At 56.2% G+C, this 12061-nt stretch carries 18 protein-coding genes; 1 reads left to right on the plus strand and 17 read right to left on the minus strand.

What is annotated here, in order from left to right; genetic code table 11:
* The first annotated feature begins 109 nt into the window (after window positions 1-109).
* The gene (locus tag E5201_RS08345; protein ID WP_140985586.1) at window positions 110-1006 is read left to right on the plus strand and encodes a hypothetical protein; all 897 of its coding nucleotides are present in this window, start codon (window positions 110-112) and stop codon (window positions 1004-1006) included.
* A gap of 67 nt (window positions 1007-1073) precedes the next feature.
* On the opposite strand, the gene E5201_RS08350 is transcribed toward E5201_RS08345, so the two are convergent.
* The 17 genes from E5201_RS08350 to rplX form a co-directional block, all read right to left on the minus strand.
* Window positions 1074-2345 carry an alkaline phosphatase family protein gene (locus tag E5201_RS08350; RefSeq protein WP_140985587.1) on the minus strand — a complete coding sequence of 424 codons (1272 nt, stop codon included), beginning with the start codon at window positions 2343-2345 and terminating at the stop codon, window positions 1074-1076.
* 206 nt (window positions 2346-2551) lie between these two features.
* Window positions 2552-2701, minus strand: a complete 150-nt coding sequence (locus tag E5201_RS14780) for a hypothetical protein (protein WP_181404573.1) — start codon at window positions 2699-2701, stop codon at window positions 2552-2554.
* 501 nt (window positions 2702-3202) lie between these two features.
* Window positions 3203-3619 carry a 50S ribosomal protein L17 gene (gene rplQ / locus E5201_RS08355; protein ID WP_140985588.1) on the minus strand — a complete coding sequence of 139 codons (417 nt, stop codon included), beginning with the start codon at window positions 3617-3619 and terminating at the stop codon, window positions 3203-3205.
* Between the two features lie 297 nt (window positions 3620-3916).
* Window positions 3917-4933, minus strand: coding sequence for a DNA-directed RNA polymerase subunit alpha (locus E5201_RS08360; RefSeq protein ID WP_140985589.1), 1017 nt, complete (start codon window positions 4931-4933; stop codon window positions 3917-3919).
* Window positions 4934-5005: 72 nt separating this feature from the next.
* Window positions 5006-5395, minus strand: coding sequence for a 30S ribosomal protein S11 (gene rpsK, locus E5201_RS08365; RefSeq protein WP_140985590.1), 390 nt, complete (start codon window positions 5393-5395; stop codon window positions 5006-5008).
* Between the two features lie 13 nt (window positions 5396-5408).
* Window positions 5409-5777 carry a 30S ribosomal protein S13 gene (rpsM, locus tag E5201_RS08370; protein ID WP_140985591.1) on the minus strand — a complete coding sequence of 123 codons (369 nt, stop codon included), beginning with the start codon at window positions 5775-5777 and terminating at the stop codon, window positions 5409-5411.
* A gap of 257 nt (window positions 5778-6034) precedes the next feature.
* Complete coding sequence (locus tag E5201_RS08375) at window positions 6035-6607, minus strand: adenylate kinase (protein ID WP_140985592.1); 573 nt, start codon at window positions 6605-6607, stop codon at window positions 6035-6037.
* A complete protein-coding gene (gene secY / locus E5201_RS08380; RefSeq protein WP_140985593.1) occupies window positions 6604-7965 on the minus strand; it encodes a preprotein translocase subunit SecY in 1362 nt (453 codons plus the stop codon). Before secY ends, E5201_RS08375 begins: the two co-directional genes overlap by 4 nt.
* Window positions 7966-8133: 168 nt before the next feature.
* Window positions 8134-8613, minus strand: a complete 480-nt coding sequence (gene rplO / locus E5201_RS08385) for a 50S ribosomal protein L15 (RefSeq protein WP_140985594.1) — start codon at window positions 8611-8613, stop codon at window positions 8134-8136.
* Window positions 8614-8772: 159 nt separating this feature from the next.
* Window positions 8773-8949, minus strand: a complete 177-nt coding sequence (gene rpmD / locus E5201_RS08390; protein WP_140985595.1) for a 50S ribosomal protein L30 — start codon at window positions 8947-8949, stop codon at window positions 8773-8775.
* Between the two features lie 3 nt (window positions 8950-8952).
* A complete protein-coding gene (gene rpsE / locus E5201_RS08395) occupies window positions 8953-9525 on the minus strand; it encodes a 30S ribosomal protein S5 (RefSeq protein ID WP_140985596.1) in 573 nt (190 codons plus the stop codon).
* A gap of 12 nt (window positions 9526-9537) precedes the next feature.
* Window positions 9538-9891: a 50S ribosomal protein L18 gene (gene rplR / locus E5201_RS08400; RefSeq protein ID WP_140985597.1), complete on the minus strand. Its 354-nt coding sequence runs from the start codon at window positions 9889-9891 to the stop codon at window positions 9538-9540.
* A 3-nt stretch (window positions 9892-9894) separates the two neighbouring features.
* Window positions 9895-10428 (minus strand): 50S ribosomal protein L6, encoded by a 534-nt coding sequence (gene rplF, locus E5201_RS08405; RefSeq protein WP_140985598.1) that lies wholly within the window; start codon window positions 10426-10428, stop codon window positions 9895-9897.
* 26 nt (window positions 10429-10454) lie between these two features.
* The gene (gene rpsH / locus E5201_RS08410) at window positions 10455-10853 is read right to left on the minus strand and encodes a 30S ribosomal protein S8 (protein ID WP_140985599.1); all 399 of its coding nucleotides are present in this window, start codon (window positions 10851-10853) and stop codon (window positions 10455-10457) included.
* A 15-nt stretch (window positions 10854-10868) separates the two neighbouring features.
* Window positions 10869-11174 (minus strand): 30S ribosomal protein S14, encoded by a 306-nt coding sequence (rpsN, locus tag E5201_RS08415; RefSeq protein WP_140985600.1) that lies wholly within the window; start codon window positions 11172-11174, stop codon window positions 10869-10871.
* 18 nt (window positions 11175-11192) lie between these two features.
* Window positions 11193-11753 carry a 50S ribosomal protein L5 gene (gene rplE, locus E5201_RS08420; protein WP_140985601.1) on the minus strand — a complete coding sequence of 187 codons (561 nt, stop codon included), beginning with the start codon at window positions 11751-11753 and terminating at the stop codon, window positions 11193-11195.
* The gene (rplX, locus tag E5201_RS08425) at window positions 11746-12060 is read right to left on the minus strand and encodes a 50S ribosomal protein L24 (RefSeq protein ID WP_140985602.1); all 315 of its coding nucleotides are present in this window, start codon (window positions 12058-12060) and stop codon (window positions 11746-11748) included. Before rplX ends, rplE begins: the two co-directional genes overlap by 8 nt.
* Window position 12061 lies beyond the last annotated feature (1 nt).

The following is a 12061-nucleotide window of genomic DNA, read 5'->3' on the forward strand; positions in this document are numbered from 1 at the left end:
TCGTCAGGGAACATTTTCATTCATCATAATTTAAAATCTTTAATGGCCATATCAAGGCATAACGCCGGAGATAAACCGGTGAATACAGGGAATAATCAGGGGGGACGTCATGAACGCAAAGCAGGCGCTTGCGCATATTCGCCAAAGGAACTGGGAACCGCTCAAAGCGTTTATCACCGTGGCCACGCCCGAAACGGCCTATGAGCTCATCAAGCTATGCTACGACGCCTGTCCGCTGGACACGCCACTGAATGCCGCCATTGCCAACAAAAACGATGTGCCCGGCATGATACTTTCCGGCGGCCTGCGCTTTGGCGTTTCCCGCCGTCACAGAGGTATGGACACCGCCGCCCGCCTCAGCGAGTGCCAGATTGAAAACTACTATTACCACCTGAATATTGCGCTCGATGTGCTCTCGGAAACCCTGAAACAGGCGCCTAACAATGGTCTGGCGGCTGCCCTCTATATGGCCGCTAACATAGACCCCGTTGACAAGGATCAGCAAAATCGGGCCGAAGCCTATCTGCTCGATGCACATAACGTCCCCCTGTCGGGCTATATGAACCGGCTTCAGGCCCACATGGCCAAATGGGGCGGTTCACATGAGGCCATGTTCCGTATCGCCCGCGCCGGCCTGACACCCGACACGCCTTGCCAGTACGCCCTTGTGGCACGGGCCCATTATGAGCAGTACCTTTACTACGGTCTGTTCGACGACAGCCCTGACGCCGATCAGCACTTCAACACCTATTTCGACCATACGGTTGAAACCGAACTCAAAACCGCCTCCGAAGCGGTCTTGTCGGCCACCGCTCAGGAACCTGCGGAACTGAGGCTCGCCCATGGCTGGCTCATGCTCACCCTGTCCGAAGCCGGTCTGAACCGTCTGGCCGCCCGCCATCTCAAAGCGCTTAAAGGCTTCGAAGACCCGTCGATCTGGAAACTTAACCGTCTGCCCCCCAAACTCAAAAAGGGCCTGATCTACACCAGCGCCCTTTTCGGTTAACCGCATCCCCACCTCCCTACGCTTGGCGTGGGGAGGTGGCGGCGAGGCCGACGGAGGGGTCCATTCCTTACCTTAAGGCCGGTTCCAGCAGCTTCAGGCTCCCGTCATTCGGCTCCGGCTGAAGCTTCAGCAGACGCATAACAAACGGATAGACATCGACATTATCAAACACCTCAAGCGCCACACCCTGACGAATATCCGGCCCGGCGGCAATGAAGCTTGAGGCCATGTCAGGGCTTTCGGGATCATAGCCATGCGCCCCGCCGGTATAGCCCACGCCCTTGGTACGGTTCTGCGCAATCAGCCAGCGCGCCTCAGCCATACAGACAAACTCAGGCACGCGTCTGTGCGTCCCGAAATGCAGACGCTCCGGCACCTCGCCCTTACGCCAGCACTGCATGTGCTCGTGATCTTTCAACAGTCCCGCCGCCACTTCGGCGTCACGCCCGTCGACCGCATTGAGCATGGCCACGGGGCCAAGCGTCACGAAACGATAGCTGTCCGCCGGAATAAGTTCATCCAGAAACACCCCCCGATCCGCTGAGGTCGGTGACATGCCATGATCGGACACCACAACAATATTGACCCTGCCCTCAAGTCCGCGTGCCTTCAGTTGCTCAAGCAGATAACCGATCGACTGATCAACGCTGGCCACAGCCTCATTGACCCTCTCTGAGTCCGGCCCGTGATGATGGCCTGCGGTATCGACAATATCAAAATAAAGCGTCGTCGCCTGCGGACGCTCGGCTTCTGGCAGATCAAGCCAGGCCAGAACCTGATCAACCCGCGCATTGCCCGGAAGCTTCTGGTTGAACTTGACATAATAGGACGGACGCACCCCGCGAATATCAGCCTCCGATCCCGGCCAGAACATGGTGCCGGTCTTCATACCGGCTTGCTCGGCGCTCACCCAGAACGGCACCCCGTCGTCCCACCAGAAGCGGTCAGTTACCGCCTCGGCATTCGACAGGGCAAAGCGCTGCTCAGGGCGCTGCGGATCGCGCATGGTGTTGCCGACAATACCATGATGATCAGGCCGCAATCCCGTCACCAGCGTGTAATGGTTCGGGAAGGTGACACTGGGGAATGACGGTCGCATGGCCGCTGACACACCCTTTTGCCCGATGGCATTGAGGTTGGGCGTCACGCCGCGCGTCAGATAATCCGGATGAAAGCCATCTATGGAGATAAGAATAAGCGGAACCGCTGTGCCCGCCCGCTCAGGGGTCGCCGCAACCACTGACGGGGACTGCGGATGATCGGGCAAACTGGCGCAGGCCGCAAGCCCCGCCAGAGCCAAAAGCCCGAACCAGACACTTAGCTTCTTGAATATACGCATAGGACACTCACCGGAATAAAGACTATTCCGCCCCCTCTATCCCCCAAGCACGACAGACATGTGACGCCAGGGCATTTTCACACCGCCTGAACCTGAGACCAATCGCCGCAAACCCAACGAAAAAAGCCTCCGGCACTACCGAAGGCTTTTAAAAGGCACTGATTGCTCACGAGCGTCAATCGCCCGAAGTCTCAATTACCTGAACATTAATCGCTGGCCCGAAGCGAATCCAAAATGGGCATGGCCGCGAACGGCGTATAGGCATCATCCCCGTTAGTCGGCTCGGAAACCGGATGGGAAGCCGTTGTATCGGGCGTATCGGAGACCTCAGTGGTCATATCGAAATCGTCACGCATTGTACCCTCCTCCTAGTTTGAAAACCGCGGCCTTTAAAACCCTTAATCGATTCTAAATCCACACTGTCAACATAGGGGATGGAGATAGCCCTGCCTACTCACGCCTCATCACAGCTACGTTACGTTTGAAACTAAAGGCGTTTTTGCCGCATTTCGCCCCATTCTCACCTTAGATGGCCATAATCCGCTTTTTTAGCACAACGCACACACACATTTTTCGTGAAGCCCTCCCCCTTCACTCCTCCCTGCCTTGGCGGAGAGGGGGACAGCCGCGATTTATCGCGGGGGTGGTGGGGCATCTTACTTCTTACTTCTTTTACTTCTCTCCCCTCCCTCTCCCCCAAAACAACAAAAGGCCCCCTTGCGGGAGCCTTTTGCCAGACAGAATGTCTGAAAATCTTAGAGCGTTGTTCCGTTCTTATTGAATCGGAACAACGCTCTAAATTTTATTTCAACGCGCTTTTTAATCCGAAAAGTGCGTCACACTTTTCGGAAAGCGCTCTAGTCTTCAGCTTCAGCGAAGTTTTCAACCGGACCAGAGTCCTTGCCCTTGGCGCTTTCGTCACGATCAACGAATTCGATGATCGCTACAGGGGCGTTATCGCCGTGACGGAAGCCAGCCTTCAGGATACGGACATAGCCGCCGTTGCGGTCAGCATAACGGGCTGCCAGAACGTCGAACAGCTTGCCGACCTGCTTAACGTCACGTACGCGCGAAATGGCGATACGACGGTCATGCAGGGTGCCAGATTTCGCCAGCGTAACCAGCTTCTCGACGAAAGGACGCAGTTCCTTCGCCTTAGGCAGGGTGGTGACGATCTGTTCGTGCTTGATCAGCGATGCCGCCTGGTTGGCGAACATGGACGTGCGGTGAGCCGATGTGCGGCCGAGTTTACGGTGACCCATACCGTGACGCATAGTAAAATCTCCAAAGTCCCGTCTGCCCTCAGGCAGGTACGCGACCCCAAAAGCAAGCCTATGAACAAAAACAACGACCCGAATGGCCTTTGTCCGTCATAAACGTCGGTCAAGCTGACCGAGATTGGCGGGACAAGGTTTTGGTCTTTCCCACCAAGCAAACCGCAATTTCATAAAATTGCGCTTCTATAAAAAGCGAAAGCCAAGCGACGGGCCGACCCGAGCTTGGCTTTCACCTTATTATCTACACCAAAAAGTACACTAAGGCGACAGCCGAAGACCTTTTTGTTGAATGTCTTAGATCTGGTCTTCGAACTTCTTGGCCAGATCTTCAACGTTCTCAGGCGGCCAGTTCGGCACATCCATACCCAACGACAGGGCCATGGACGACAGAACTTCCTTGATCTCGTTCAGCGACTTACGACCGAAGTTCGGTGTACGCAGCATTTCGGATTCCGTCTTCTGGATCAGGTCACCGATGTAAACGATATTGTCGTTCTTCAGGCAGTTAGCCGAACGCACCGACAGTTCCAGTTCGTCAACCTTCTTGAGGAGCGCCGGATTAAACGGCAGTTCCGGCTTACCTTCTTCGACGACGGCAGGCTTCGGCTCTTCAAAGGTGATGAAGATTTGCAATTGGTCCTGAAGAATACGTGCGGCATAGGCCACAGCATCCACAGGCGTCACGGCAGCATTGGTTTCAACATCAAGGATCAGCTTGTCATAATCAAGCGACTGACCCTGACGGGTTGGCTCGACGCGATAAGCCACTTTCTTGACCGGAGAATAAAGCGCATCAACGGCGATCAGGCCGATAGGTGCATCTTCCGGACGCAGACGATCCGCAGGCACATAGCCCTTGCCGCTCTGAACCGTGAACTCGATGCGCACATTAGCGCCCTCGTCCAGCGTACAGATGACATGATCGGGATTGAGAATTTCAATATCCGACGGCACGTCAATCTGACCGGCCGTTACCGGACCAGCGCTCGACGCACGCAGAACCATACGCTTCGGACCTTCAGAATGAAGACGCAGCGCCAGTTGCTTGATGTTCAGAATAATATCCACAACGTCTTCACGCACACCCTCGATGGAGGAGAATTCGTGAACCACGCCGTCGATCTGTACCGCCGTCACGGCGGCCCCTTGCAGGGAGGAGAGCAGAACGCGTCTCAAAGCATTGCCGAGCGTCACACCAAAGCCACGCTCCAGAGGCTCAGCCACAAGACGCATCTTGCGGCTGGCGTCGGAACCAGCTTCAACCAGTGGCTTCTCGGGACGAATCAGCTGTTGCCAGTTTTTTTCGATCATTGCGTCCCTCAGACGATAAAGGTTGCCCTCCGGTTAACTCAGAGGGCAACGTAAAAAGGGTAGAAAAAAGAATTAAACGCGACGACGCTTAGGCGGACGGCAGCCATTGTGCGGGATCGGGGTCACATCACGGATAGTGGTGATGGTGAAACCTACCGCCTGCAGGGCGCGAAGCGCTGATTCACGGCCCGAACCGGGGCCTGCAACGCTGACTTCGAGGGTCTTCACACCATGCTCGATAGCCTTGCGGCCGGCATCTTCAGCGGCAACCTGAGCAGCGTAAGGGGTCGACTTACGCGAACCCTTGAAGCCCATGTGACCGGCTGACGACCAGGAAATAGCATTTCCCTGTGCATCGGTGATGGTGATCATCGTGTTGTTAAAGGACGCATTAACGTGCGCTACGCCCGACGTGATATTTTTGCGCTCGCGCTTTTTAACGCGTGAAGGTTCTTTGGCCATAAGTCAGTCCCGATTACTTCTTCTTGCCAGCGATAGGCTTCGCCGGGCCTTTGCGCGTACGCGCGTTGGTGTGGGTACGCTGACCGCGCACAGGCAGCCCCTTACGGTGACGCAGGCCGCGATAGCAAGCCAGGTCCATAAGACGCTTGATGTTCATCGACACTTCGCGACGCAGATCGCCTTCGACCAGATAATCACGGTCGATGGTTTCACGAATCTGCAACACTTCGGCGTCGGAAAGCTGGTTGACGCGGCGGCTGTCTTCGATGCCCACCTTGGTCACGATTTCCTCGGCCTTTTTCGCGCCGATGCCATGAATATATTGGAGCGCGATGATTACGCGCTTGTTGGTCGGTATATTGACGCCTGCAATACGGGCCACGTCTTGTTCTCCTGAACGTGTCTGGAAGCACGTTTAAAATACGAAATCGACGCGTATGCCGTCCTCCATCCTACCGGATGAGCGACAAAGACATGCGCGTATGCGTTTCGCGGAAGCTGCCCCTTATACAGAGGGTTTTGCTCCCGTCAATGGGTAGAAGTGAGATATTGTCAAGTTTCAAAGGGAAATCTTAACATATCCCGGCGGATAGACACCGGCCCGCCCTAAGTTACCTTAAAAGCGCACCGGTTTGGTATTTAGCCAACCAGAACCGAGAGGGCCTGCTCGACACGGCCTGAAACCTCCTCAACGGAGCCCAGGCCATCGACTTCGGACAATTTGCCCTGAGCCGCGTAATAGGGAAGCAAAGGGGCGGTCTGGGCATTATAGGCTGCCAGACGCACCTTATAGGATTCGGGGTTGTCGTCTGAACGACCTTCTTCGGCAAAGCGCTTTTCAATGCGCTCCAGAAGCACGGTCTCGTCGACCTTCAGACGGACCACGCGATCAATCTGCGAACCGCGCTCAGCCAGCATGGCATCAAGCGCTTCCGCCTGAGCTACGGTACGTGGAAAGCCGTCAAAGATGGCTCCACCTGCGGCTTCCGCCTCAGGCAGTCGCTCACGGATCAGGTCGATAACGATGTCGTCCGACACCAGACCGCCCGTATCAAGTATAGACTTCACGCGCTGACCAAGTTCCGAACCGGCGGCAATGGCTGCACGCAGCATGTCGCCGGTCGAAAGCTGCACCATATTATGGGCGACCACCAGGCGCTTGGCCTGAGTGCCCTTTCCGGCAGCTGGCGGTCCGAAAAGAACCAGATTCATTTACCGCGCCCTCCCCTGAGCTTAGATTTTTTAATCAGGCCGTCATACTGGTGCGCCAGAAGATGCGACTGGATCTGCGCCACCGTATCCATGGTCACGGTCACCACGATCAGGATAGACGTACCGCCAAAATAGAAGCTGGCATTCCCAAGACCCATGACCAGAAACTCCGGCAACAGACAGACCAGCGTAATATAGGCCGCACCGATCACCGTAATGCGCGTCAGCACATAGTCGATATATTCTGCGGTACGCTTGCCCGGACGGATACCCGGCAGGAAGCCCCCGTACTTACGCAGATTCTCGGCGGTTTCCTCAGGGTTGAACACCAGCGAGGTGTAGAGGAAACAGAAGAAGATGATCAGCGAGGCATACAGGAAGACAAACAGCGGCTGCCCCTGATGAAGCTGCGCCGTCAGGCCAGGCAGCCACGACAACCAGCTGGGCACGCTGTCCGGGTTTTGCCCGAGGAAGGCCGCAGCCGTCGTCGGCATCAGCAGAAGCGACGAGGCAAAGATCGGCGGAATAACACCGGCGGTGTTGACCTTAAGCGGCATGAAGGAGGATTCGCCCCCCGTCATGCGGTTCCCCACCTGACGCTTCGGATACTGCACCAGCAGACGACGCTGGGCGCGTTCCATGAAGACGATGAAGATGATGGTCGCGATGACAACAACCACAACGAAGAACAGAATGAATGCCGTGATCTGACCTTCTTTGGACAGGGCCAGAAGATTGGTGATCGTGCGCGGAAGAACCGCGACAATACCGGCAAAAATGATCAGCGAAATACCGTTACCGATGCCGCGCGCGGTGATCTGCTCACCCAGCCACATCAGGAACATGGTACCACCGGTCAGGGTAACCACCGTAGTAATAAGGAACATCGGTCCCGGATTGAGCGCCAGAGACGGGCTTGCCGCCTGCATCCCTGCGGCAATCGAGAACGACTGCACCAGCGCCAGCAGAAGCGTCAGATAGCGCGTATACTGGTTAAGCTGCTTACGACCGGCTTCCCCACCCTCTTTACGCAGCTTTTCCCAGGGGCCGTATACCGACCCCATAAGCTGAACGATAATCGAGGCCGAGATATAGGGCATGATGTTCAGAGCGAAGATAGCCATCCGCTCGACCGCGCCCCCTGAGAACATGTTGAACATGCCCAGAATGCCTTGCGACTGACCGGAAAAGGCCTGCGAAAACGCCGCAATATCGATACCCGGAATGGGGATATAGGTCCCCAGACGGTAAACGATCAAAGCCCCTAATGTGAAAAGAAGACGTTTATGAAGATCCTTAGCCTTTGCGAAGGCTCCGAAATTCATATTGGCCGCCAGTTGTTCAGCCGCAGATGCCATGAAAACCTCAGATCACGGACAGAATCACTCTCCTGCCCCTATGAAAACCACCCTAATGCGCGGGCCCACTTTGCGCGAGACGTCTTTTCAGACCATCCCTATGCCCATATGGGGCCTGCATAAGAAAACGACACCCCGAATTAAAAAAATCGGGGTGTCATCTATGCCTTAGGCTTCGGCCTTAACCGGACGCTTTTGGGTTACGGAACCACCCGCAGCTTCAACGGCCTTAACCGCTGAAGCGGACGCCGAATAAACGGTCAGGTTCAGCTTGGCTTTCAGTTCGCCTTCACCGAGCAGACGCACGCCGTCCAGCTCACGACGGATAACGCCAGCAGCCTTAAGGGCAGCGGCGTCAAGCGCCTGAGAGGCATCGAGCTTGCCTGCGTCGATCGCCTGTTGCAGACGCCACAGGTTCACTTCTGCAAATTTCAGAGCGAAGGGATTGTTGAAACCGCGCTTAGGCATACGCATGTAAAGCGGCATCTGACCGCCTTCAAAGCCTTGCAGCGAAACGCCGGTACGGGATTTCTGACCCTTTACACCGCGACCTGCGGTCTTGCCCTTGCCGGAGCCTGGGCCACGGCCCACGCGCATACGGCCCTTGGTGGCGCCTTCATTGTCGCGGATTTCATTCAACTTAGTCATGCTATGCCTCTTTAAAAAGAATTACGCCGACACACCTGTGCCGACTCGGCCGAAAGGATTTTCAGGTATCCCATACAGGAATCTGCCTCTCATAAATAGCAAAACGCCTCCGCAGGGGGCTGCGGAGGCGTTTTATTTTCAGCTCTGAAAGCGTTCGTTCTACTCAACGATCTCGATCAGGTGAGCTACCTTGGCGATCTGACCGCGGGTCGAAGGTGTATCTTCAAGCGTTGATACACGACCGATACGGTTCAGACCCAGACCAATCAGCGTCGCGCGCTGATGCGCGGTACGGCGAATGGGGGAGCCCGTTTGCTTAACAGTCACAGTAGCCATGATTTAGCCCTCCGCTTCGGTCGAGGCAGCGCCATCAGCACGACGCGGCAGAAGATCAGCGACCTTCTTGTTACGCTTTGCAGCAACCTGACGGGGCGAATTTTGCTCCTTCAGGGCCTCAAACGTGGCGCGAACCATGTTGTAAGGGTTGGAAGAACCGAGCGACTTGCCGACAACGTCGGAAATGCCGAGGGTTTCCAGAACCGCACGCATAGGACCACCCGCGATCACGCCGGTGCCCGGAGGCGCCGTGCGAAGCTGGATCTTGCCTGCGCCCCAACGGCCGTAACCGTCATGGTGCAGGGTGCGTGATTCACGAAGCGGAACGCGGATCAGCGACTTCTTGGCTTCTTCGGTGGCCTTGCGGATGGCTTCCGGCACTTCACGCGCCTTGCCATGACCGAAACCGACGCGGCCCTTCTGGTCACCAACGACCATCAGTGCAGCGAACGAGAAGCGACGACCACCCTTAACGGTAGCCGCAACGCGGTTGATGTGGACGAGCTTTTCTACGAACTCCGAAGGTTCTTCGGTACGGTCGCGGCGCTCGGAACGGTTTTCGTTAGGACGTGCCATAAATCCGACCCCTTAGAAGTTAAGACCGGCTTCACGCGCGGCTTCCGCCAACGCCTTCACCCGACCATGATAGATGTAACCGCCACGGTCGAAAACGACGTCCTTGATACCGGCTTCGACAGCGCGTTGCGCTACCAGCTTGCCGACTTCAGTGGCCGAGGCCGTGTCAGATCCACGCTTGGCAGCCGCTTCAAGCGACGACGCCGCTGCAATGGTCTTGCCGTTCACGTCATCGATGACCTGAGCGTAGATGTTCTTGTCCGAACGGAAGACCGACAGACGCGGACGGCCGTTAGACAGCTTCTTCAGGCGCGTACGGTTGCGCTGAGCGCGACGAGCCAGTTGTTCACGAGGAGAAAGAGCCATGACTTACTTCTTCTTCCCTTCTTTGCGGCGAACCTTTTCGCCGGCATAACGGACACCCTTGGCCTTGTAAGGCTCAGGCGGACGGATCTTGCGGATTTTCGCCGCCAGTTCGCCAACAACCTGCTTGTCGATGCCCTGAATCTTGATTTCGGTTTGCTTCGGTACAACGAAGGTGATGCCCGCTGGTGGCGGAACGTCAACATCGTGCGAGAAGCCGAGCGACAGCGACAGGGCATTGCCCTTCAGTGCTGCGCGGTAACCCACACCAACCAGTTCAAGCGTTTGCTCGAAGCCTTCGGTTACACCCTTCACCATATTGGCGATGAGCGTACGCGAAAGACCCCACATTGAGCGGTGACGGGCGGTTTCGCCACGCGGGGAAACGCTGAGTTCAGCGCCTTCCTGCTTGACTTCGATTTCTTCAACAACCGTCCAGTTCAGTTGCCCCTTGGGGCCCTTTACGGTGATGTCCTGACCGTTGAGCGTGATGGTCACGCCCGCCGGTACAGCTATAGGTTTTTTGCCAATCCGTGACATGGTCTTAATTTCCTTGCGTTCCGGTCTTAGTAGACGCGGACGAGGACTTCGCCGCCGACGTTATTTTCGCGGGCTGCGTTGTCAGACATGACGCCTTTGGGCGTGGACAGGATCGAGATGCCGAGGCCGTTCTTAATAGGCTTCAGATCTTTGATCGATGAATAGACGCGACGACCGGGCTTTGATACACGGGCGATTTCCGCGATGACCGGCTGACCGTCGAAGTACTTCAGTTCGATTTCGAACTGCGGGAATTCACCCGGTACTTCCAGCAGCGAATAGCCACGGATATAGCCTTCGTCACGCAGAACGTCCAGAACGCGCGCACGCAGCTTGGAAGCCGGTGTGAGCAACTTGGAGCGCTTGCGGGTAGCCGCGTTCTTGATACGAGCGATCAGGTCGCTTAAGGGATCAGAGATAAACATGTGTCTTTTTCTCCCTTACCAGCTAGCTTTGGTCATGCCGGGGATTTGCCCTTCGTTGGCAAGCTTGCGCAACGAAATACGGCTCATCTTGAGCTTGCGGTAAAAAGCGCGAGGGCGACCGGTGACTTCACAGCGGTTACGGATGCGCGTAGGCGCCGAGTTGCGGGGCAGCTTGGCCAGTTTCAGACGGGCAGCGAAGCGTTCTTCCAGCGGAAGCGACTCGTCAGTAGCGATGGCCTTCAGCTCAGCGCGCTTGGCGGCGAACTTCTCAACCAGGGCCTTGACGGCTTCGTTGCGATTGACAGCAGATTTCTTTGCCATTGTGTTCTTTCTCCCGCCTTAGTTCGTGAACGGGAACTGGAAGTGCTTCAGAAGCGCCTTGGCTTCCTGGTCATTTCCGGCCGTGGTGCACACAACGATATCCATGCCCCACATCTGGTCGATCTGATCGTAATTGATTTCAGGGAACACGATGTGTTCCTTGAGGCCCATGGCGTAGTTGCCACGACCGTCAAACGAATTACCGTTCAGACCACGGAAGTCCTTCACACGCGGCAGCGCGATGGTGATCAGGCGGTCAAGGAATTCGTACATACGATCCTTACGCAGGGTCACCTTGGCACCGACGATCATACCTTCACGCAGCTTGAAGCCGGCGATGGACTGACGGGCGCGGGTTGGTGCAGGCTTCTGGCCAGTGATAGCCGCCAGATCGCGGATAGCGGACTGAACCTTCTTGGAGTCAGCCACAGCTTCACCGATACCCATGTTCACGACGATCTTGTCGAGTTTCGGGATCTGCATGTCGTTAGTGTAACCGAACTCGGCCTTCAGTGCGTCACGGATGGACTCGATGTAGACCTGCTTGGCACGAGGCGTATATTTTTGAGCATCAGCCATTGATGACATCTCCCGTCGTCTTGGCGAAACGTACCTTCTTGTCGCCCTCAAGGCGGAAACCAACGCGGGTTGGCTTGCCGTTGGCGTCAACGATAGAGACGTTGGAAACATCAATAGCGGCTTCTTTGTTCACAATGCCACCCTGCGGGTTAGCCTGCGACGCACGGGTATGACGCTGAACGACAGCGACGCCCTGAACCACAACGCGGTTCTCAGAAGGGATAACCTTCAGGACGGTGCCCTGACGGCCCTTGTCCTTGCCCGAAAGCACGACGACCTTGTCGCCTTTTTTGATCTTGGCAGCCATG

The organism is Asticcacaulis tiandongensis, from assembly GCF_006475605.1.
Taxonomy (GTDB): Bacteria; Pseudomonadota; Alphaproteobacteria; order Caulobacterales; family Caulobacteraceae; genus Asticcacaulis; species Asticcacaulis tiandongensis.